Origin of the sequence: Anaerophilus nitritigenes, from assembly GCF_004138215.1 — a bacterium.
In the GTDB taxonomy this organism is placed as follows: domain Bacteria; phylum Bacillota; class Clostridia; order Peptostreptococcales; family Thermotaleaceae; genus Anaerophilus; species Anaerophilus nitritogenes.
Genome location: NZ_RYYS01000031.1, coordinates 1 through 25,110, shown reverse-complemented (window position 1 = coordinate 25,110; position 25,110 = coordinate 1). Strand labels below are relative to the sequence as shown.

Annotated in this window: 17 protein-coding genes; 1 reads left to right on the top strand and 16 read right to left on the bottom strand. The window is 28.0% G+C overall.

The window, feature by feature from the left end:
* Positions 1–42: 42 nt before the first annotated feature.
* From EK368_RS04140 to EK368_RS04070, 15 genes are all read right to left on the bottom strand, one after another.
* Positions 43–1,167, bottom strand: a complete 1,125-nt coding sequence (locus tag EK368_RS04140; RefSeq protein WP_129596706.1) for a glycoside hydrolase family 5 protein — start codon at positions 1,165–1,167, stop codon at positions 43–45.
* On the bottom strand, positions 1,115–3,418 hold the full coding sequence (locus tag EK368_RS04135; protein ID WP_129596704.1) for a glycosyltransferase family 2 protein: 2,304 nt from the start codon (positions 3,416–3,418) through the stop codon (positions 1,115–1,117). Before EK368_RS04135 ends, EK368_RS04140 begins: the two co-directional genes overlap by 53 nt.
* Before the next feature lie 42 nt (positions 3,419–3,460).
* The gene (locus EK368_RS04130; RefSeq protein ID WP_129596702.1) at positions 3,461–4,309 is read right to left on the bottom strand and encodes an MBL fold metallo-hydrolase; all 849 of its coding nucleotides are present in this window, start codon (positions 4,307–4,309) and stop codon (positions 3,461–3,463) included.
* A gap of 28 nt (positions 4,310–4,337) precedes the next feature.
* On the bottom strand, positions 4,338–5,573 hold the full coding sequence (locus EK368_RS04125) for an alginate O-acetyltransferase AlgX-related protein (protein WP_129596701.1): 1,236 nt from the start codon (positions 5,571–5,573) through the stop codon (positions 4,338–4,340).
* A 21-nt stretch (positions 5,574–5,594) separates the two neighbouring features.
* Complete coding sequence (locus EK368_RS04120; protein WP_129596699.1) at positions 5,595–7,037, bottom strand: MBOAT family O-acyltransferase; 1,443 nt, start codon at positions 7,035–7,037, stop codon at positions 5,595–5,597.
* 338 nt (positions 7,038–7,375) lie between these two features.
* Entirely contained in the window at positions 7,376–8,968 is a 1,593-nt protein-coding gene (locus EK368_RS04115) for a CotH kinase family protein (protein WP_165000316.1), read from the bottom strand.
* A gap of 12 nt (positions 8,969–8,980) precedes the next feature.
* Entirely contained in the window at positions 8,981–9,661 is a 681-nt protein-coding gene (locus EK368_RS04110; RefSeq protein ID WP_129596695.1) for a DUF4956 domain-containing protein, read from the bottom strand.
* Positions 9,662–9,717: 56 nt separating this feature from the next.
* Positions 9,718–10,428 (bottom strand): polyphosphate polymerase domain-containing protein, encoded by a 711-nt coding sequence (locus tag EK368_RS04105; protein ID WP_129596726.1) that lies wholly within the window; start codon positions 10,426–10,428, stop codon positions 9,718–9,720.
* A gap of 232 nt (positions 10,429–10,660) precedes the next feature.
* Entirely contained in the window at positions 10,661–11,821 is a 1,161-nt protein-coding gene (locus tag EK368_RS04100; RefSeq protein WP_129596693.1) for a GAF domain-containing sensor histidine kinase, read from the bottom strand.
* Between the two features lie 354 nt (positions 11,822–12,175).
* The gene (locus EK368_RS04095; protein WP_129596691.1) at positions 12,176–13,144 is read right to left on the bottom strand and encodes a TIM barrel protein; all 969 of its coding nucleotides are present in this window, start codon (positions 13,142–13,144) and stop codon (positions 12,176–12,178) included.
* Between the two features lie 155 nt (positions 13,145–13,299).
* Positions 13,300–14,361 (bottom strand): class III poly(R)-hydroxyalkanoic acid synthase subunit PhaC, encoded by a 1,062-nt coding sequence (phaC, locus tag EK368_RS04090; protein WP_129596689.1) that lies wholly within the window; start codon positions 14,359–14,361, stop codon positions 13,300–13,302.
* Positions 14,362–14,390: 29 nt separating this feature from the next.
* Positions 14,391–15,458, bottom strand: a complete 1,068-nt coding sequence (locus EK368_RS04085) for a poly(R)-hydroxyalkanoic acid synthase subunit PhaE (RefSeq protein WP_129596687.1) — start codon at positions 15,456–15,458, stop codon at positions 14,391–14,393.
* A gap of 12 nt (positions 15,459–15,470) precedes the next feature.
* Entirely contained in the window at positions 15,471–15,923 is a 453-nt protein-coding gene (locus tag EK368_RS04080) for a MaoC family dehydratase (RefSeq protein WP_243109356.1), read from the bottom strand.
* Between the two features lie 284 nt (positions 15,924–16,207).
* Positions 16,208–16,948 (bottom strand): 3-oxoacyl-ACP reductase FabG, encoded by a 741-nt coding sequence (fabG, locus tag EK368_RS04075; protein WP_129596685.1) that lies wholly within the window; start codon positions 16,946–16,948, stop codon positions 16,208–16,210.
* Positions 16,949–17,410: 462 nt separating this feature from the next.
* Complete coding sequence (locus tag EK368_RS04070; RefSeq protein ID WP_129596683.1) at positions 17,411–21,658, bottom strand: 2-hydroxyacyl-CoA dehydratase; 4,248 nt, start codon at positions 21,656–21,658, stop codon at positions 17,411–17,413.
* A gap of 558 nt (positions 21,659–22,216) precedes the next feature.
* Here EK368_RS04070 and EK368_RS15095 point away from each other — a divergent pair.
* Positions 22,217–23,320, top strand: a complete 1,104-nt coding sequence (locus tag EK368_RS15095; RefSeq protein ID WP_129596681.1) for a GGDEF domain-containing protein — start codon at positions 22,217–22,219, stop codon at positions 23,318–23,320.
* A 5-nt stretch (positions 23,321–23,325) separates the two neighbouring features.
* Here EK368_RS15095 and recJ read toward each other — a convergent pair whose 3' ends face one another.
* Positions 23,326–25,029 (bottom strand): single-stranded-DNA-specific exonuclease RecJ, encoded by a 1,704-nt coding sequence (recJ, locus tag EK368_RS04060; RefSeq protein WP_129596679.1) that lies wholly within the window; start codon positions 25,027–25,029, stop codon positions 23,326–23,328.
* Between the last annotated feature and the right edge of the window lie 81 nt (positions 25,030–25,110).

Genomic DNA, 25,110 nt, shown 5'->3' with positions numbered 1-25,110 from the left:
CCAACTCCATTTCTGCTTTTTTGATATGTTTTTTTACTATATTTATTGAACTAATATCTGAACAATTTGAGGATATTCCCATTTTAAATGATGACGATCAAACAACTCATATCTTCCTTTTTTGTCTTTGCTACTTCCCTCATCCCACCAAATATACATAATATTTTTTTCTTTTGCAGCAGTTACATAATATTTTACCCATTCTAACCGAGCTTTGAGATTATTTTTATTCACAGCGCCAAATTCACTAATAATTACGGGTATTCGTTTAGAAATAAAATAATCATAAAGGTTATTCATAACCTCATCTATATCTTTTGTATTTTCTTTGCTCCACATTCTTGTACCATCTTTTTTCATTACAAATTCATAGGGAACATATTCATGAATAGATACAATGATACGTTTATCATTAGGTAGTATAAAATCCTCTAAAGCTTCTTGATCAGATGAATTACAATATGGTGCTATCATTAAATAACGTTTTTTATTTTGGTTTGGAGCTGATCGTATTGTTTCTACAAAAGACTCATTTAAATAATTTAGTACTTTTCTTGCTTCTTTAGTTCCAGCATTCCACTCAAACTCAGTATCTATCAATCTTGGCTCATTCATCGCTTCAAATATTAAATGATTATCATAATCTTTAAATTTTTGTGCTATTTGTTTCCATGTTGAACATAGAATTTTCTTTACGTTCTTTTGATTCTCATAAGTTGGTATAAACCATGGATCATGATGAATATTAATAATTGCATACATATCATTGTCTATTACATAATCGACAACTTCTTGTACTCTATCCATCCAATTTGAATCAATTATACCTTCTTCATCCATATGTTCATACCATGTAACAGGAATTCTGATGGTATTAAATCCACTAGATTTAATCTCATCTATAATTTCCTTTGTAGTAACAGGATTGCCCCAAAAAGTCTCATACATTTTGGGATCACCATTTCTAATGCCAGTTTTATGTACATCTAAAGAGTTTCCAAGATTCCAACCTACCTTCATTTTTTTTACAAATCGAATCGCTTCTGATTGATTATAAGTATAGATAAATAAAATAATAGATAAAATTAAAACAGCAACAATTATACAATATAATTTAGACAAAATCCATTTCCTTGAGTTCATCTGTCTTAGGTACTTTTGTATCATTGTTAGGCTCCTTTTTCTCTAATTTTAAACTTCTAACTTCTTCAATCCATTCTTCTAACAATTTTTGTTTTTCATCATTTGTATGGATTTCATCATAATTTTCAATTATATATAGTTTAATATTTTCTCTTATGATCCTTTCATATCTACAATTAAATTTTAGTCCATCTATTGGTATTAAACATATTTTTTCAGGTTGATCTTTTATCTTTAATGCAACGTATTTATAGTTGTAATTTACAATATGAGCAAAATCACCTTTTTTAGTCGCTACATCTATATTCATACTAATTCTTGGAAGTCGTCTATTATGGTAGAAAGTCTCCTTTGTTCTTTTAGAAATATTTAACCTCAAATCATCAAAGCTACTAAGAGACTCATCTAAATTTAAAGGCAATGTAGGAACTCTATCATATAATATTTGTAGATATTCTTTATAATAATTTCCTTTATCCGTTATATAAAATGCGTATTTCCAACCTGCTTTAATTTCTTCAACATGAACAATTCTTGCCTTCATTTTTGAGTAATATCTGTCTGTTGTAAGTTCAATATCTACATCATACTCATCATCAATATTAACAGGATCACTTAATAAAACTGAAATTCCTGTTTCTGAAAAATCTTTGGTTTTACATACAAAGATCTTAAATCTATCTTGTATTTTACAATCTACTTGTGCATGAACTCTTTCACTTTTTCTTCTAAGATCTCTTCCTTGTACAAAAAAAAGAGACATGACTAGATTAAATAAATTTATAAGTAACCAAAATAAAACAACTATTGGGTTTAATGATCCACTATCAAAAATAATGCGTATGCAATTGATAATCCCTATGACTGATAATACAATCAATAGTAAAAAAGGAATCATATATGCAACATTTTTGCCTTTTTCATTTTCCACTTCACCTTTTTTCGTAACTTTAAACTTTTTAAGGGTTATACCAAAAGTCTCTAAAAGAATTGGAAATAACATAAATGGAAACAAAAGTGTTTCATACACACTCGTCCATTTTGTAGTACGAATATTTTGACTCAGCATTTTTAATGATATATTACTAGTTATATACATAGGTAGCCAAAATATTAATACCTCTAACAAAGTACATTTTAATACAACATATCCAAAAGTAGCAAATAAAATAGGTGACATAATATATATTAGGCGTTTTATTGGTGCATACCAATACAAAATTGAAACTAAATAATTAATCTTTTGTCCTAATGTTAAATGCGGTGTACATACAATATGCATTTTTCTTCCTGTTGTAATTACACCTCTTGCCCAACGAATACGTTGTTGTATTAAGCTTTTTAAATCTGTTGGTGATAATCCTGAAGCTAACACTTCATTGATCGCATAACAAATGTATCCTTTTTTTTGTAACAACATACCTGTTGCAAAATCTTCTGTAATGGATTGTGTAAAAAAACCTCCTACATCTAGTAACGCATTCCTTGATAATACAGTATTTGATCCGCCATAAATCACACTATTTGTTTTATTTCTTGAAACTTGAATATCCTTATAAAAATAATCTTGTTCATTTGGAATCCTATTTTCAGAAAACAAGTTAAACTGAAATAAATCAGGATTATAAAAACTTTGTGGTGTTTGAACAAATCCAATTTTAATTTTATCTTCTTCCTTACGATTTTTGTTTTTCATTTCTGCATCGATAAAATACGGTACTGTTTTCATTAAAAAATCATGTTTTGGGATCATATCTGCATCAAAGGTCACAATCAAAGGAGATGATGTTACTCTCATAGCATTATTTAAATTTCCAGCTTTAGCTCCTTTATTATCTTCTCGATCTATATAATTGATCCCCATATCTTGTGCAAGTTCTCTTACTTGTGGTCTTTTACCATCATCACATAAATAAATATGAACTTTGCTTTTATCAGGATAATCCATATATAAACACCCATTTACTGTTTTAAACAATAAATCCGTTGGTTCAGTATATGTTGCAATAAATATATCTACATGAGGATACATATCAAGAGGAGCCTCTGGAATAGGCGGATTTTCAATTTTGTGCATATTAAAATAATGAACAGCCGCTTCTAATGCACCTAATACCTCTACAACAATCAAAGCTATCCCTGCAAGAAGTGATACCCTACCATATTCAGTCGGTATAGTATAAAAAATTCTCCAAAATAGATAAATACAAGTTAAAACAATATTAAGTATTAGCCATGTCCTATTTTTATATTTTCCTACATTTAATTTTATCATTTTAAAATATCGCCCCTTAATATTTTATACTCCTATTTTTATTTATCTATTTGGCATAGGAATATGAGTTAAAACCTCTCCATTACTATTAAAAATCTTATCTCCTGTCCCTGTATAAAAAATCTTAGTGTTGATCTCTTTACAGGTTTTCTTAATAATTTCATCTGCATCATATGATGTAACTACACCATATGTCGGTGATAAAGCTTTAATAAATTGTTCTGAGTAAATATTTGCTCTACCATGATGAGGGATTTTTAAAAGATCAATATTTTTCAAGTTCATAAGTAACATTTCTTCAAGTCTCTTTTTCTCTGCATCTCCTGTAAATAGCATTTTTACTTTACCATGCTTTATTAATGTAACTAATGAATAGTTATTATCTTTTTTATAGTGTGTTTCCATAGGTGGATATACTAGTAGTTTCATATTACCTACTATAAATTTACGATTTAACGTTGGATATATAATAGGAATACCTTGTCTTTTAGCTTCCTGATTCAATTTTTCAAGACGTTCATTTTTTTTCTGATAATAAGGTTGAATAATATTTTTCACTTCAAAATGCTTTATTATGTCTATCCCTGATCCAATATGATCTTTATCTGGATGTGTTAAGATTAAATATTCTATATTAGATACTTTTTTTTCTTGCAAATAATTTATAATCTTTTGTGCATCTTTTTTTTCCCCTGTATCGATCAATATATTCACTAATCCTTGCTGTATTAAAATAGAGTCTGCATCTTCTTTAAGAGCTAAAAAAGAAATTTCAACGGGTGTGTCTTGTGGCATACTGCTTGTATTTTTTAAGTGAATCATTCTATATCCATAAAAAATAATAGATATAAGAATCATCCAACGAAAAATATTTATTATTTTTTTATACATCCACTCATCCCCCCTATTTTCAACTACTCTATTTTATTTTTTTATTCATTTTAAAAAAAGTAAATGCTTCCTTTTTAATGTTATGAGGATACAATTCTATAAATATGTAATCAAAATAGTTCTCATTTATATATTTTTCAATATTTACCTCATTAGAAGTAGCCAGTGGCCAAATCATATGAATTTCACTACATAAAGGTGCTAAAAAAGAAAGTGTTGGTGAAAAATAAGAATCTCGTATGCATAATATTTTAAGCCCATTGGGATTATTATTATTTGTGATTTTATCCCATGGATTGATGGTTTCAATATATGTATCATACTTAGAAATAGAATAAATATTAGAAGAAGCTAAAAGCTGTAATTGTAATATGGCCTCTTCAAAACTACCTTTTTTATACTTTTTATCTCCATCAAGATCTTTTGCTTCCCAAATTAAATCTGTTTCAAATTTAGGTGTAATCAATGTAAAATCATCTAAATCACTATAATTAATTCCTACATTTCGTCCCATAGAACCAAGCATACTTTTTTTATATTGATATATATGATAATTATTCAGATCACGATAAAATCCAGTAGGGTCAAGCTCTATCCCATATCGACTTTCCATATCCTCTACTATAATACAAAATGCCAAAAAAGATGCTTCAATAGTCCAGTGATGATCTGTTTTATAAAAAAGTTTTTCATAAGGAAGTCCTGATTCTAATATTGGTTTTCGTAAATCTAATGTCTCCACCCCATTATTGTGAAGATAAAGCAAAAACTCATCTTGTATTTGGTTGGTATCACGAATAGGAATACCTTTATTAAATTTAGAGATATCTGGAACATATTTTCCTGGTGGATTCATAAATAAAATTTTAGTACCTTTGCTTTGAACATTTTCTTTTAACCTTCGTATTTGTTTTGCATATTCCTTTAATTCTTTATCATCTTCTTGATAAAAGCTTCCATAGTGTATATAACCATTTTGATCTTTTACATAACTCCAATTATTTATTTCATTTTTCCCCATCAGTTTTTGAAGGTATCCATAGATTTCAATAAACCTCATCTTACTCAACAATTGATCATTGGCTGTGTCTTCTACTTTACTAATAAGTTTTTTTATATCATCTAAATTTATTATTTTTCCATATTTCTCAAAAGTTATATTCATTTTATCCATTTGATATATAAAATTCATAATGCCAAAAGCAAATAATATAAAAAGAAATATCCCTGAAAATATATACTTTTTCATAAAAAAATGTTTCATATCTGTATCTCCTTTGACATCTTAAAAATTAAAATAAATAAATGGATTGTATGTACCTCTTGCTAAGTATGCAACACATATAATAAATAGCATAGTCATTGCAATCGGATAAGCAATATTGTATATACTTCCCATAAAAGACATCTTACGGTCTGCTAATAAAAAATTGGTCTTTCTTGCAATAGGTGTACATAATATAATTCCTAAGACAAACCACAAAATATTTTCTTTTAAAAATACAAGTGCCAAATCACTATAAAATCCATTATTATTCAGTCCAAACATATTCATAAAATATCTTCCAGCTTGATATAAATCAGTAGCTTTAAAAAGTACCCACCCACAAGTTACAATAAACATGGTATATACATGCATTGAAATTTTGTGTGAATTATTTTTATGATAATGCAAAAAATGTTCTGCTAGTATAAATATAAAATTCCACATTCCCCAAAATAAAAATGTCCAATTTGCTCCATGCCACATGCCTGTTAAAATCCATACAACAAATAGATTTCTCACCACTTTATCTTTACTTTTAACTCTTGATCCTCCCAAAGGAAAATACACATATTCTCTAAACCAAGTAGATAAGGAAATGTGCCATCTTCTCCAAAATTCTGTCATAGACTTTGAAATATAAGGATAATTAAAGTTTTCCTCAAACTTAAACCCAAACATCAATCCAAGTCCAATTGCCATATCAGAATATGCAGAAAAGTCGAAAAATATTTGTAATGTATAACTAATTGCGCCTAGCCATGCAAGCATAACCGGCACTTCATAAGATTGTTGACCTATTGTTGACCAATTAAAGATGTTATCTGCCATGATAGCAAAATTATTTGCCAATAACAGTTTTTTCCCTAATCCCGTTACAAAACGACATGCTCCTACAGAAAACTTTCTCCAACTGGATTTACGATTCCTAATTTGATTGACAATATTGTTGTATTGAATAATAGGTCCTGCAATTAACTGAGGAAAAAATGAAATATATAATCCAACGTAAAATGGATTTTTTTCTACTTTTGTTTTCCCTCTATAAACATCAATGACATAAGATAATGCTTGAAAAGTAAAAAAAGAAATACCTATAGGTAAAGACATCTCTACAGTAGATAACAAATCTTGTCCAAGTGTTTTTTCTACATTCTCTATTATAAAATTTAAGTACTTAAATACAACTAATAAACCAAGATTCATACAACAAGCCACAACTAATAATATTTTGACTGTTTTTTTCTCTTCACGATTTTTTTCAATTAAAAAACCAAACAATGTATTGAATAAAATTGAAAACAACATAATCAACACATAAATTGGCTCTCCCCATGCATAAAATAAAATACTAGAAATAAAAAGCCAAATGTTTTGTAATAATCTTGAAAAACTTAAGCTATAATAAACAAATATTACAATAGGTAAAAAATAAAATAAAAAAACTATACTTGAAAATAACATTGATCTTCTCCCATATAATAATTATTATGAATCTTTTCTTTGATAATAAAAAAGACTTATGATTATCCCTAACATACACACAAAAAAGCTTATTCTAAAAAACCATATCCAAAAGGGTGTATTTATTCCTTTTAAAAAGTATTTCACTTCTCCAAGCTTTTGCGGTATATTTTCTGCAAAAACTTTATTATTCGTGAAAAATATAGAGAAAATAACCAAAAATATTATAATAAGCATTGTGTGTTTTTTCATATTGATAATCTGCCTCCTACTTTTATCAATCTTATGAAAATGTAAAATTCACTCTTCTTTCATAAAAAGAAGCATAATCATTTGCTTTACATGCGTGATATATAAACAAGAGGAACAAAAAATATTGCTATTACCAATAGTAATATTAAATCTTTTCTGCTACTCCAATCTGTTTCCCATATTGTTTCTCCTTTTAATCCTTTTAATTTTTGGGGAATTATTTTTCCATGTTTTCTTAATATGGTTTTTAACTTATAGATCTCATGGTCATAATCTAAGATTTCACGATAAATCAAGTCATAATCTTCATCTTTATATGCTTTTAATGCATACTGATCTTGCTGTTTTCTAGGCTCATTCCAACGAGTCCATTCTCGTTCTTTTGCTGGGCCAAGATATTTTTGAATTTCTTCTATAGTATTCATAATATTTTCATCAGATAGGTATGTTCGTCTCAATTGTGAATAACGCTTTTCAAGCTTTTCTACAAAGGATTTGTCTTTTGTCAATCTATCAAACCATGGGGCAGTTTGAAATGCCATCACTTCTATTTTCATAGGTTCTTCAGTAAAATTATCTACTGCACCATCATAATCCCATACAGGTCCTATAGAAAGTTTTCCTCCTATATCTTTATACATATAGGTGGAATTATTACCTGCATCATAATTTCCGAAAAACTCATTGATCAAAAAATAATCTACAAAAGAGTCTACATTAATGTATTGGTTGTAATTGGAAAATTCCGTTTTTTTATCAGCGTATAATATTTTTTCTATTTTACTAATATCTTTTTCAATATAATCTATCATTTGAGGAGTTATATTATACTTACTAGGATAAATCAATCCAAGATATCCTTCACTAAGCTTATTTTTAGTAGCATATGTGTCTAACATAATACCTTCTTCATCATATCTATCTCTACGTACAATATAACTATTATACCTCTTTGTAGACTTATATTTAGAAATATTCACTCTATCTGGTCCTTGCTTAATACTTTCTCCTAAAAGATATACCCCTTGATAAGTATATATATCATTTTCTTTTGTCACTACTTCACAATACTTTGTATCTGGAGTATACATCATAAACTGCGATGCAATTTTATAAGATAAATAATTTCTCATCATACTTTTATCAGTCATAGTGCCATTAAGCACCCACTCATGATCTTTACCCATATCTAGTAATGATAGTTCATTTTTTTGTTCTGTTTGCGTTACCAATTTTATTAAATATTGAGGCTTTGCATAATTCATTGATGTATTACCACGTCGTTTTATTTTAATTTTACTTTTATTTGCTGGAATATCTGTTATTTGATTAAACTCTCCATTATCTATCACCTCTATAGTTCCATCTATATAAGGTTTGATACCTTTAATTGGTTCATGTATTAGTTTCTGAGGGTTAAATTTTGTACTTATAGGTGGGTGTATCCCTTTCGTGTCAATAATGACTATTGGTAAATGAGAAGAAAAATCACTTTTTAACGTAAAATCTTCATTTAAATATTTAAGGGCATCATCTTTCTGTTTTTCACTCATCAATACTTCTCTATAAACATTTTTAATTTTTAGATCAGCTTTTTTGTTGTTATAAATTGTTATACTCAATGGTAGGATAAGACTTAGAACAATTACTATTAAACTAATTATTCGTCTATTTGCCATTAGCACCATCCTTTATCTATTGATCTCATCATTTTGGCATACAATATTTACATTCACAATACCTTCTTTTTTATAAAGTATATCTGAGATACATTCTTCATTTTTATTTGCAGCATCAATCATTGCTTGTGATAGCTCAAATATATATTCTACTGTTTCCGCTGAAGTATTCTTTACTCTTAAACGAGCTTTTCCTTTATATTTGTCATTTGCAATTTTTTCAATATATTCTGCACATTCATATTTCCCTCGAATAACCAATAAGTAGCGATCATTATTTTTAACTATTCCAAATATTAACATGAATAAAAATATTATAGATGTACCTACTCCTGCAATCATAAAATCTGAAACACCACAACATATCCCAACAGCAATACACCAAAAAATATAAGCTGTATCTCTTGGATCTTTAATAGCTGTCCGAAACCTAACAATAGATAAAGCACCTACCATACCCAATGATAAAGCAATATTATTTCCAATTATATTCATAACCAAAGTCGTAATAAGGGTAAGCATAACTAAAGATACATTAAAACGTGCACTATATACTTCCCCAGAGTGTGAAAAATAATAAGATATATATATAACAACACCTAAAACCAGTGCCACTAAAAAACTCAATACAACATCCTGTAATGTTAATGCACCAGTATTTGTAACTAAATAGTCAAACAATTCTTCTTTCATAGTTTCCTCCTTTTTTATAAACTTTGACCCTCTATACATAACCCTTTATATAATTGTTAAAAGGAAATACCATTAACCTTACTCATGCTTCTAGCTAAAAAATATTTGCTATTTGAAGTGGATATTTTATTACATGCAGACAACAAATCTTTAACATAACTTAATAAAAATCTATTATATTTTACTTCTAATGTTACATTATCAAAATGGCTAACAGGATATAAGTTTATATTTGTATGAAATAGGTCAAAATTAATTTCTGTAGCTTCGATACATGCATCTAGCGTGATACGAATATCATTTTCTGGAACAAAAAATGCAGTTCTTTTGTACTCAACAATACATTTTGGTCTATATAGTTCTTTCATCATAAGAAAATACAACTCTTGTGCAAAAGAATCTTTATAATACAGTAAGCATTCATATTTACCCGTTATTAATTCTAGTGCATGTTCCTTAGAAATAGTAAGTGAGCGTTTCCTCTGATGATCTCCTACTTTCTCTTTCATCTCCAATTTTGCATTTTCTTGGGTTGGTGAATAAATACGCAAACGAATTTTTTTACGATATTCATATCCTTCCTCTTTGTCCATATAATCTGTATCATCTATTGTATCAAAATATAAGGATCTTACCATATATCCATCATAAGAAGAGTTATGTACATCTTCATGGAGAACTTTTGACAACAATTCGTACAAATTACAAGCTGTCATTTGAGATATAATATATTTCTTTTCCTTTCTAAAAACATCTATTGTTCTCATCAATTCATATACACATCCTTTCTTTAGTATATAATAAATATATTTAGACTATTATTATACAATGGTTAGACTTATGTCTGCAATTAATATCAACAATTACAATATTTTTCATTTTATTCATATTTATGAGATATAATTAAATTATTAAAATTTAATTATATATTTACTATATTCAAAAAGACATGATATTTACCATGTCTTTTATATTGGCTATTATTACTTTCTTGCTTCTTTATAAAGGTAATTTTAGACTAAATTTAGCACCATTCCACTGACTTTCACTTGCTAGTACTTCTCCTTTATGTTTATTTGTAATAATATCATAAGCTATGGCAAGTCCTAATCCTGTTCCTTCTCCTAATCCTTTTGTTGTAAAGAATGGCTCAAATAATTTATCTTTTACTTCATCAGAAAATCCCATTCCATTATCTGATATTTCACAAACTAGATATTCATTTTCCTTATAGGTATCTATTCTTAAAATATTACTATTTTTTTGTTCTTCTCCTAAAAGTTCTTTCTTCTTATTCATTTCATAGATAGAATTTTTAAGGATATTCATAATTACTTGGCTGATCTCTATTTTATTACACAATACATAAGGTAAATTTTCTAACAGATTTAGTTGTATTTCATCAAATACCATCATATCAAAGCTTAATATCTCTATTACATATTTTATAATTTCATTAAAATCTTCTTTATTTAAACCTATTGGTTTTAACAGTTCCTGACTTTGACTTAGCTTTAACATTTCTTCTTGCTGAATAATTTGAGCTTTTAAACTATGTATATGCTTTTGATGCTTGCTTAACTCTTCATTGGCAGTTTGAAGTTTTTCTTCATTTTCAAGTCTTGAAAAAGCTCCTGAAAATATTTCAGAAGTAATTCGCAACACCAATTGACATTCTTTATTCCATTTTTTATTTTCAAATATATTATCTAATCCTATATATCCTCTTAAAATATCTTTATTAAAAATAGGTAAAACAATTAAAGATTTTATACCTTGTTCTAGTAGAATTTCTTTTTCTACTTCTGCTTCTAAAGGCATTTTTTTTATATCTTCAATAATAATCATTTCATTTTTTTTCAAATTTTCCATCCACCAAGGACAAATATCCGTACTCATATTTTGAAGATTGTTTTTTTCAGAGCTAATACCTTTATCGCACCATTCATATACATTATCCATATACTTTAGATTATCTCTAAACAAAAATATGTACGATCTAGAAGATTCCATACCTTTTCCCAAATCTTCTAGTGCTTTTTCAATTAAATATTCTCTTCCTAAATTAAGATTCATCAGTTTTGATGAAATCTTTGAAATAATCTTTTCAAATATTTTAGATTCTACACTACAGCTTTCATTTATTTCTTTTAATTGCATAATTATCGCCCCCTTGTATCATAAAAATAATTTAATAAAATTTTATTATTTATATCATATCCGTCATTAAAAATGAATGTTCATTTTTAATATATATATACGAATTCCATTGTAGTATAATTTATTTTATTATACTACATTTTTAAATTTATTTGTTATGATACAAAAGTAGTATTTGTTATATTATTCTATTTTTATTTTTTACCAACATTATTATACTTCTTCTTTCTTTTGAAGAAATTAACACTCTGTTTAAAACTTCTCTACGATTTTAAATTTCTTCTTGCAAGTTTTTTCAGAATTACCCCATATATATCCTTTTGAATGATTTTTTCACTATTGTAATTAAATTTTTCATCCAAAAACTGCTTGATCTTGAATCTCTATATATTTTTCAAGATCTATCAATGAATTTGTGATGAGTTCATAAACAAGATACTCAGGAGAAATTGTATCTATAAGCTTTTTTACTATAGAATCTGTAAAAGGTTTATGATGATCTATATTAAAAATATGCATAAATACTTCATCACTAATAGGTCCTAAATGAAAATTTTTAGAATTATGCTTTTGAATTTGTTCTTTTACATATTCTCCTGATAAAGAACAATTCAGATGTATTCCCTTGATTAGATTTTTCAATTCTCCTAGCTTATTAATAGTATCTATAATATACTCTACTCCTTCTTTTTCATCCTTTAAATCAAGATTAGTATTCATTAAATGTGCAGTATCCAACATAAATCCTTTATTTTTATAATCTACTTTCTCTAGTAACCTATATGCCATATTTTTATCTAACATATGAAATCCTGGCCACCACATATTTTCAAATAATAATGTTACATTCGTATCTAAACTTCTAAACACTTCATTGAGTAATTCTGCTGCTGCATCGATGACCTCTATATCTGAATAAGTAAAATTATAGTTATAAGTATGTTCCACCTCTACATGAGCTACATGAAAAACTGCATATTCTGCACCGATTTTATTGATCATATCAATTTCTTTTTTGTAATGATTGACCATCACTTCTCTTTTGGTACCCCCATAATATTTTTCTATAAGGTCCATTCTTTTAAATTGTCTTAAAAGGCCTTCTTGATCACTTTTCCAAAAATTAAGCCAAGTAGGATAATACTTTAGATGTACTCCTTTAATCATATCTTTTGATAAAATATCTTCTTTCCATCCTATTGGATAAAGTAGTTCAATGCCATCCATCCTATTGTTTTTTAAAAATTTTTTTATTTTTTGTCTATTATGATCAAATCTTTCAAGATCAAAATTATAGGTGGATAAATTTATAATTTTAAACAATGCAGCTCATCTCCCTTTTCGTGTTATATACCATATATGTAAAATTGTACCATATATATTTATTTTTTTATATAAATCTCTAAAATAGATAAAACCAGGTAAATTATACCTGGTTTTATCTATTTTCACTTATTTATTCATAATTTTAGTATATTTTATACAGATTTTTGTTGAATCCATTTTGCTATTCTAGGAGCTACCTCTTTTTGAGATTTTGAACTTACATACATTCCTATATGTCCTACAGAAACTTCATACATTTCTTTATCTTTACTAGAAACATGATCGTTTAGTGGTATACTTGCAGATGGAGGTACCAAATGATCGTACTTTGCATAAATATTTAAAAGTGGCATTTTGATATTTTTCAAATCAACTTTATGCTTTCCTATTTCTAGCGTTCCTTTTACTAATTTGTTTTCTTGATATAAATCTTTTATAAACTGTCTAATAGTATCTCCTGCTTGATCTGGACTATCGAATATCCATTTTTCCATTCTCATAAAATTCCTTACAATATCTGGAGTATCTATATTCTCTAAAATACCTACATATTTATCTAACATCAATTGAAATGGTTTTAGCATCATATATCCTGTATTCATTAAATCTCCTGGAATATTTCCATATGTATCTACCATATTATCAATATTTAAGTATTTTCCCCATTTAAAAAGCAATCCCTCATCTTTACTAAAATCAATAGGTGTAACCATTGTTACAAGATTTTTTATCTTTTCAGGGTGAATTGCTGAATAAATTGTTGAAAAAGTCCCTCCTTGGCATACTCCTAAAAGATTTAATTCTTTCGTTTTGTGTTCCTCTAAAATATATTCTACTGCATTGTCTATATATCCATTGATGTAATCATCCATAGTTAGATACATATCTTCTTTTGTTGGATAGCCCCAATCTACAATATATAAATCTAAACCTTGTTCTAATAAGTTTTTAATCAAACTTCTATCTTGCTGAATATCCATCATATACTGACGATTTACAAGAGCATATACAATTAGAGTTGGTACTTTGCATGGCTTTTTCACTAAAGGCTTGTAGTGATAAAGCTTCATTTTATCTTCTTCATAAACAAGCTCTTTTTCTGTAGCATCACTTTCACGGTCATCTATATTCATCAAAACATTCATGCCTTTATACATTTTGTTTTGCATATCCATCATTTCTTTAATGGTTTTATCTATATTAATAAATTCCATGGATCATATCCCCCTTATATTCATGATTGTTATGCTTTTTTTGATTTATTTTCTTGATTTTTATTCATATCTTTAAGCTCTTTTTTCAATTCCTTTACTTCTTTTTTTAAATTATATACAGTCTTATAAAGACTCTTCATCTCTGTATTTGTAGGTATAGGAAAAATTTCAAGCCTTTTTTCAAGAATTTTATCAAAATTTTTCTTAAAACACATACTCTCATCTACAAGCTGTCCTAATAAACTTGCAAACTCATCTGTATTAAACAATGCAGTATAAGCTTTTTCATTTTCTTTCCACCAATATTCATAAAACTCTTTAAATGTTTTAGGCTGTTCTCCTTTTTGTAATAATTCCATGTAGTTTTTCGTAATATTTTCCATGGTTTCTATTCCTACTTGATAAATACTTCCATTAAAAGAATTCATGGTATTCATATACTTCATCCATGTATCTATCCCTTTCATAGCTTCTTCATAGTCAGCTTTACTCATACCCATCATTGGCATATTAAATATTTTTCCAAAGGTTTTTTCATAATTTTCTCTCCAAAGCTTTGTATATTCCAAAACTCCATTTTGATCTCCTGCATACATTTTATTAGCTGACTCTTGAAATGCTTTCATATTTTCCATCCAAGGCTCCATAAACTTCTCTGTTGTATTTACATATGTTTTATATAGCTCTAATGGATCTTTTAAAATATTTTGTAGCGACTCTGGTAAATAAGTAGTAAAATGATCTGCCATATTATTCATATAATCTGTTTTCCAATATTGTAAAAAATCTCCTATATTTTTTTGGCCAGATGTCATACTACTCATATCTTTCCAAAAATCATATACTTTATGATATGTATCCATACCTTTCATCATTTTTTCAAAAGCATTTTCCGAAGAAATATCTCCAAACAATTTCATATTGTGTGCAAAAATATCATTATTCATTTCCATCCAATTCTTAAAATAATCTGTATATCCATTTTTTTTACTTTTGTTATCTTCTTTATTGCTTGTACCTTGCCATGATTTTAACATCTTATTTTGAGTATCCATCCATGTTCCTATCATATTTGTAAAGTTTTCATTAAAATACACTGTTATTCCCCCTTATAATTTTTTAACTACTGCTTGTCCTTCTACAAGTTTTTCATTAAATTGATTTGTAACCATCGTATGCAGGATTAATATTTTTTTTTCATCTTTTTTTTCAATTACCTCTACTGTCGCTGTTAAAATATCTCCCATATAAGCAGGTGCTAAAAATTTCAAATTTTGACTCATATATATTGTATTAATTCCTGGCAGTTTTGTTCCTAAAACTGCTGAAATCAATGATCCACTTAACATTCCATGAACTATTCTTTTTTTAAATATACTCTTTTGAGCAAATCTATCATCTAAATGTAATGGATTTTTATCATCTGTAATACTTGCAAAAGTTACTACATCCTCTGATGTAATTTGTTTTGTAACACTTTCTTTTTCTCCTATAAAAATGGATTCATACGATCTATCCTTTATTTCTTCCTCATATGCAAAATCATACATTTTTAATACCATAAATCATCCCCCTACATTTTATTTTTTATAATTTTAATACATGTTATTTCATTTTTATCCTTTTTTTATAACTTAAAACACTTTTTATTTTGAAAATTTATACTTTTCGCTTTTTAAATTTAAAGAATTTTTACCCTTGTTTTTCTTCTCTAAACATAATTTAAAGTTTTTATTTTAAGATAATTTCGAATAAAGTTTTTATTATACTATTAGTTTACGAATTAGGACTTAATATGTACACTTAAACCACTTAAAATAATTTAAGTGGTTTAAGTGATTTATAACTAAAGTACTACTCCTCCATCAACATTCAATACAGTTCCTGTAACAAAGCTCGCTTCATCTGATGCAAGAAATAAAAATGCATTAGCAATGTCAATAGGCTGTGCTAATTTTTTTAATGGAGACTTCTCTTCCATCATTCTAATTACATTCTGAGGCATTTTTTCTATCATTGGGGTCAAAGTAAATCCTGGAGCTACCGCGTTAGCTCTTATTCCATATTTACCCAACTCCTTAGCCCATGTTTTTGTCATACCAATTACACCCCACTTTGAAGCAGCATAGTTGGTTTGACCAAAGTTTCCGTAAACTCCTACAACAGAAGATGTATTTAATATAACTCCATATCCTTGTTCTTTCATTACTTTTGCAGCACTTTGCCCACAATAAAATACTCCTTTTAAATTCACATCTATAACTTGCTCCCATTGATCTTCAGTCATTTTTTCTAATTTAGCATCTGCTGTAATCCCTGCATTATTAATAAAAACATCTATTTTTTTATATTTATTTATAATATCTTTTACCATTTCATCTACTTGATTTTTATTGGTAACATCTACTTCTTTTCCTATAGCTTCTCCGCCTATTTGCTTAATTTTATCTACAACACGTTCTACATCTGATCCATTTCTATCTATTACTACTATTTTTGCTCCTTCTTCTATAAATCTTAAACAAACAACCTCTCCAATTCCTCTTCCTCCTCCTGTAACAACCACTACTTTGTTTTTTAATCTCATAAAAATCCACCTTTCCTTTTATCTATCTTTCTCATTTAATTTATATCAAAATTTTTTTCTGTAATAAGTTTATTATTTTTTATAAAACAAAAATGGCCCATAATAAAAGATATAAATATCTTTTATTATGGGCCATTTAAATTGCAAATATATTATTTGATTTTAATGGTTATTCCATAATTTATTTTATTTTCATATGAATTATTATATACTTAATATAAAAACAGCTTATATATACATATATCTATTTTTATTCATTAAGATATATTTTATTTATGTAGATTATATTATCATATTATATACTATTGTGTCAAATTAATTAAACATATTCATATACTATAAGTATGATTTCGATCAATTTTTGAATTATTTTACAATATTTATTCTCATGAGACTAAATATATGTTCATTTAAAAAATAAATCATTTTTTAAAAACACGCTATTCTTATAAAGCCTCTTTACTAATATACAACTTGTTCTTTTTTTTCAATATTTTTAAACGCTACAGATAACATCAGCTTGATTCTATTGATTTGATTTACTTCACTTGCCCCTGGATCATAATCAATAGGAGTAATATTTGCATGAGAATAAGTTCTTCTTAATTCCTTTATCATTCCTTTTCCTGTAATGTGATTAGGAAGACAAGCAAAGGGTTGTAGACATAAAATATTTTCTACTCCACTTTCAATAAGTTCGATCATCTCTGCTGTTAAAAACCAGCCTTCGCCTGTTTGATTAGCTAGCGATAAATGTTTTTTTGCCTTCATTGCCAGTTCTTCAATTGTATTTGGAGGAGTAAATCTCCTGCTTTTAGATAGTGCTTTTCTCATAGTTTTTCTATAATATTCTATAATTTTTATAGCAGTATCTCCCTTAATCATGTCTAAAAAAGTACCTGCTAATATTTTGTATTGTACTTTATAGTCAAAGGCACAATATAATAAAAAATCTATCAAATCTGGTACAACAGCTTCTGCACCTTCTTTTTCTATCAAATCTACTACATGATTATTTGCACTTGGATGAAACTTTACCAAAATCTCCCCTACTACTCCTACCTTTGGTTTAATTATATCTTCATCTGTTAAAAAATCATCAAAATCTTTTACGATATCATATATGTTCTTTTCAAATTCTTTTTTCGAAGCACTGCTTAACGATTTTTTACATTTTTCTACCCAGTACTCATAAAGCTCATTAGCAGAACCTTTTATTTTTTCATAAGGTCTTACTTTATACAATACCTTCATCAATAAGTCTCCATACACAAGACCCATCATCAAATGATGAATTAAAGATGGAGTAAGCTTAAATCCAGGATTTTTTTCAAGTCCTGACATATTCAAAGAAATTACTGGTACATTTTCTAAACCTGCATCACATAACGCTTTTCTTAAGAATGCAATATAATTGGTTGCTCTACAGCCTCCTCCTGTTTGCGAAATAATTACAGAAGTAGAATCTATATCATATTTTCCAGATTTCAAAGCCTCTATAATCTGTCCTATTGTCATAATGGCTGGATAACAAGCATCATTATTCACATAAGTAAGTCCTTCATTGATGGTAGAATCTTTCACTTTTTCTAAAAGCACTGCATCATATCCTGCCCGATCTAATCCTACTTTTAAAAATTGAAAATGTATAGGAGACATCTGAGGAATCAATATAGTATGCTTTTTCTTCATTTCTTTTGTAAACAATATTCTTTCAGAAGATTTATCTATTTTTTTAGGAATAAAATTTTTCTTCTCTCTCTCTTGAATAGCTGCAACCAAAGAACGAAGACGAATTCTTACTGCTCCTAAGTTATTGATTTCATCTATTTTTAAAACTGTATAAAGTTTTTTATATTCTTCTAATATTTCTTGTACTTGATCTGTTGTAACTGCATCCAGTCCACAGCCAAAAGAGTTTAATTGAACTAATTCAAGATTATTATGTTCTGCTACAAAAGTAGCAGCTGCATATAATCTTGAATGATATACCCATTGATCTACTACTCTTAAAGGTCTATTTGGCTTTTTTAAATGACTGATAGAATCCTCTGATAAAACTGCAAATCCCAAGCCTGTAATAAGCTGAGGGATTCCATGATTGATTTCAGGATCTATATGATAAGGCCTTCCTGTAAGTACGATCCCCTTTAGATTTTTTTCTTTTAAATATTTTAAAGTCTCCTCACCTTTTTTCTTAACCTCTTCTTTATAAGCATCCCATTCTTGATAAGCCAATTGTAACGCTTTTGATATTTCTCCCTTTGAAATGTTTTCATTCTTTAATGCTTCTACTAATCTTTTCTCCATTTTTTTAGGATGATCAATTGGTAAAAAAGGATGATAGAATATAACTTCCTCGCCCCTTAATTCATCTATATTCGCATAAATAGTCTCAGCATATGAAGTAACTACTGGACAATTATAATGATTTCCTGCTTCTTTGTCCTCTTTTTTGTTAAAAGGAATACAAGGATAAAATATTTTTTTGACTCCTCTTTGCAGTAAATTCATAATATGCCCATGAACTAATTTTGCAGGATAACATACAGATTCAGAAGGAATAGTCTCCATCCCAAATTCATAAAGCTCTTTTGAAGAACGTCCAGATAATATAACTCTATATCCTAACTCATTAAAGAAAGTAAACCAAAATGGGTAATCCTCATACATATTCAATACTCTAGGCAGTCCTATAATACCTCTTTTTGCTCTTTGTTTTGACAAAGGATTATATTTAAATATTCTTTTATATTTGTATTCATATAAGTTTGGGATTTTATTTTCTAGTTCTTGAGTACCTGACCCCTTTTCACATCTATTGCCAGAAATAAATTCTCTTCCATCTGAAAAATGATTGATTGTAATTAAACAATTGTTTCCACAAAGTCCGCATCTTTTCATCGAAGTTTCAACTTTGAAGTTTTCTAATTCTTCTTCTCCTACAAATGTAGTTTTATGTCCACTTTTGTATTTTTCCTTTGCAATGAGTGCTGCTCCAAAAGCTCCCATAATTCCTGCAATATCAGGTCTTACTACTTCTTTTCCTATGATTTGTTCCATAGCACGAAGAACTGCATCATTATGAAAGGTACCTCCTTGTGCTACCACACGATCTCCTAAATCCTTTGGATTTCTTAATCTTATTACTTTGTATAGAGCATTTTTAATCACAGAAATAGCAAGACCTGCCGATATATCTCCTACATTCACGCCTTCTTTTTGTGCTTGCTTTACCCTAGAATTCATAAATACTGTACAACGAGTTCCTAAGTCTACAGGATTTTTAGATCTTATAGCTTCTTTTGTAAATGTGAATACATCCATATCTAGTGATCTTGCAAAGGTTTCAATAAATGACCCGCAACCTGATGAGCACGCTTCATTAAGCATTATAGATTCTATACTTCCCTCACGAACCTTTAAGCTTTTCATGTCCTGTCCACCAATATCGATCACAAAATCTACTCCTGGTAAAAAAAAGTCTGCTGCTTTATAGTGAGCTACTGTTTCTATTTCCCCTATGTCTATTTTAAGGGCTGCCCTTAATAAATGTTCTCCATATCCTGTAACAGCTGTATGTATAATTTTTGTATTTTTATTTATTTTTTTGTATAGATCTTTTAATGATTCAATGCTAGATTCTAATGGTTTTCCCATATTACTTCCATAAAATGAATATAAAAGAGCACCATCTTCATCAATGAGTGCAATTTTTGTAGTAGTAGATCCTGCATCAATACCCAGATATGCATTTCCCCTATAAGTTTTTATATCTACTTTTTTCACTTTATGTTTTTCATGTCTATTTTTAAATGTTTCATACTCCTCTTGACTCTCAAACAAAGGAGGAATTTGTTGATTTTCTTCTTCCCATTTTATATCTAAATTTGGTATTTTATCATATAGATTTTTAGCCAAAATAGGCTCTTCTTCTTTAGAAGATAAGGCTGCTCCCATAGCTACAAAATATTGAGAATCCTCAGGAAAAATTACTTCTTTGTCCTTCATCTTCAAGGTATCTATAAATCTAGTTCTAAGTTCTGATAGAAAGTGTAATGGCCCTCCTAAAAAAGCTACTTTTCCCTTTATAGGTCTTCCTTGTGCAAGTCCACTAATGGTTTGATTGACTACTGCTTGAAATACTGATGCTGCAATATCTTCTTTGGCTGCTCCTTCATTTAAAAGAGGTTGTATATCTGTTTTTGCAAATACTCCACATCTTGAAGCAATGGGATAAATGATTTTATGTTTTTTAGCTAGTTCATTAAGTCCCTTAGGATCTGTTTGAAGAAGAGCTGCCATCTGATCAATAAAAGCTCCTGTGCCGCCTGCACAAGTTCCATTCATCCTCTGCTCTAAAGATTCTCCAAGATAAGTAATTTTTGCATCTTCTCCTCCTAATTCAATAGCTACATCCGTCTTTGAAATCATTCTCTCAATCGCACTACTACATGCAATTACTTCTTGAATAAAAGAAACTTTAAATTTTTGAGCTAAATTTAGTCCTCCAGATCCTGTAACCATAATAGTTATAAGATGATTTTTAAGAATTGATTTTGCAGACTCTAATATATAAATAACTGTATGTTTAATATCAGAAAAATGTCTTACATATTCTTTATATAAGACATCTCCTTGTTCATCTAATACAACTAATTTTACTGTTGTTGAACCAACATCAAGTCCTACTCTGAGAACCTTATCCATCTTTGCTCCCCCTATTTATACTATCTATTTTATGTTATCAAATAAATTCTTTCTTTTTTACAATTTATATAAACATATCATTCTTTAAATATAGACATTTTTGTTACTTATCTTGTTATACATATATTACCCATCATGATAATATATTCAATCATATCTTTCGTTATTTAAAGTGTCAATCTCCTATTTTGTTCAAAAATGGTGTTTTTAAAAAGAAAACATCCTCTGCTATAGCATAAGATGTTTTACATTCTTCTAATCAACGTTTTTCTTAATCATTCATATTTTGTAAGAAAATTCTCTATTTAGAAAATTTTGATCGTAACATTACTACAATCCGATTTCATAGATTTTATATGCACTTGTCCTTATTCTATTTTATATTGTTACATTTTATTATTCTTACATATACTATACTAAAGATCATTCTCATATATTATTATTTTTTACAAATCTACATTGTCGAAAATTGTAGATAAACCTCGTGTGTTATGTTATGATGTTGAAAAAAAGAAAATATAATTTTCATTGATCATAGAAAGGACTGACAAAGAAAGTATGCCTACTGATCAAACATCTTTGGATGTTTCTACCCTTATTAATAAAAATGAGTGGACAAAAAAAATATTGGATTATGGGTGGATAGGCCTTGGCTTATCTTTTTTAGGGGCTTGTATAAGTTATTTCTTATATCATAGGGGCAATATCCATTATATTCAATATCATATTCTTTTTCCTACTTTTCTTTTAGCTATTTTAATTCTTATAACAGAGGTATTATTAAAAACTTTTGATCCTTTTCAAGATAAAATTATCATTATAACTAGTTGTATTTTTATAAGCATACTATCCTATTTTCATATGGAATCTCATATTCTAAAATCTGCTTATATACTCTCTATGCTCATCTCTGTATTTTATTTTCAACTTAAAAATGTAATTTTCGCACTATTGTTAAATATTTTTTTTATAGTGATTACTTTTTTGATTCATCCTTCGACGTCTCAAACAGATTTTACGCAAGATTTGATCGTTATTATTCTTTTACTAGTTATGAGTTTTTTCATTTGTAAAGGGATCTTAGAAAAAGAACAAACTATATTGTACCACACTTACAAAAATATAAAATCTAGGCAAGAACTTTTAATTCAAAATATTTTCTTAGAAAAAGATTTAAAAATAGATAGACTTACTGGACTTTATAATCATAGATCTTTTCATGAATATTTAGATATTTTACTAGAGCAAGCCGATCAACATCCTTTTTCTATTCATCTTGCTATACTCGATATTGATAATTTTAAAAAAATCAATGATGAATATGGCCATAGAATAGGAGATATAATATTAGAAAGAATAGGTAAAATTATAAAAGACAATTTGTCTCCTAATGATTTTCCATTTCGATATGGAGGTGAAGAGTTTGCTATTTTATTTACAGATGTAAATACTGCTTTTGCTTACATGATGGTTGAAAAAATTCGTTCTATTATTAGCAATACCTGTCATAAAGAATTAAATGGACAATCTATCACCATAAGTATTGGTCTTGAATATTTTCAAAGTGGAATGGATAAAAAAACACTATTTGAAAATGCAGATGCTTATTTATATTTAGCAAAAAAAAGAGGAAAAAATAGAACTGTTATGAATAATTTATAACAGTTCTATTTTTTCATATCGTAAATCATAAATTGTATACTTTTGTATCCATTCCACTCATTTATTTTTGGATAGCCTACTAAGTCTAGTGTATCAGAAGATTTAAGATGATCTTTGTAATTTGCTGACATAGAAAATCCAATAGCTGTAATTTCATTATGATCATTACAATGTGTTCCTTTTATTCTTAAATGTTCATTATTCTTGCCCATAGTCACTTGCTCCTTGTTTTTCACTTCAATATTAGGTAGTAAAAAGCAAGGTCTTTCATTCTCCATTCCAAAAGGCTCTAACTTCTTTAATAAATCTACTAACTTTTCAGTCATATAAGAAGGTTTTAATATAGCATCTACTTTTATTTTTTTAATGAAAGTATTTGGAAATTTTTGTTGTATTTCTATTGCCTGTTTATTAAGTCTTTCTCTAAGTATCTCTAATTTACTTTTTTCAATAGAAAAACCACAAGCATTTTTATGTCCTCCAAATTTTAAAAATAAGTCACCACACTTTTTCATCTCTTCATAAATATCCATATCCTCAATACTTCTTCCGCTTCCTTTTAAAATTCCTTCTTCATGAGAATGTGTTACAATCAAAGTAGGCTTATAATAAAGATCTCTAATTCTTCCTGCTACAATTCCTATTACTCCTTCATGTGTTTTTTCTGAATCTACAACTAAAAAAAGATCCTCTTTATATTCTTTTTCTACTTTTTCTTTACAAATTTCAAGTCCCTTTTCTTGAATCTTTTTTCTTTCATGATTACAATCTACCAAGTGTTTTACAAGCTTTTGTATTTCTTGTTGATCCTTACTTAAAAGAAGCTTTACTCCTGCTTTTGCATCATCAATTCTTCCACTTGCATTAAAATGAGGAGCCAATACAAAACCAATATGACCTGATGTGATTTCTTTATCTGAAAGCCTTACTTCTTCAATAAGATTTCTAAGTCCTGGCCTTTTCATGCTATTGATAGTTCTTAATCCATATTTTAAAAGAGTTCTATTTTCGTCTATCAAAGGAACCACATCTGCAACAGTGGCAAGTGCTACTATATCCAATACATCTGCCAAATATTTTTTAGGAGCATTTAAAGTCTTTTGTATAGCTTGTGCGAGTTTAAATGCAACTCCACATCCACATAAATACAAAAAAGGATACATGGAATCTTTTTGTTTTGGATTTAAAATCAAGCAATCTGGAACAATATCTGATAAATTATGGTGATCCGTTACAATAATCTCCATCCCTAATGATTTTGCTAAAGCAACTTCTTCTACCGATGTAGCTCCACAATCTACTGTAATAATTAGTTCTGCTCCTTTTTGATGAATTTCTTTTATTGCATCCCCATTAAGACCATATCCTTCTTCCTCTCTTAGAGGAATATAATAATGAAGATTATTTGTAAAATGACTAAAAAACTCCATCAGCAATGAAATACTGCTAATTCCATCAACGTCATAATCCCCATAGATCCAAATACTTTTTTTTTCTTGTATAAAATATATTATTTTTGCTACAATTTCTTTCATATTTTTCATCAAAAAAGGATCATATGTCTTTTGAGGCTTTGAAGATAAAAATTCTTCAATTTCATCTTTATTTGTAATTCCTTTTTTCCTAATAATGCTATATATAATCTCTTTTTCATCTTTTAAATTTTTAAAATCTATATCTTCATTCACTTCCCAACTCGTTTTAAACATAAACTGCCCTCCTTCATATATAAGTAAGCGTAAATGCTAATACACATAGAAATGAAACTTCAAATTTATTAAAATAAAAGC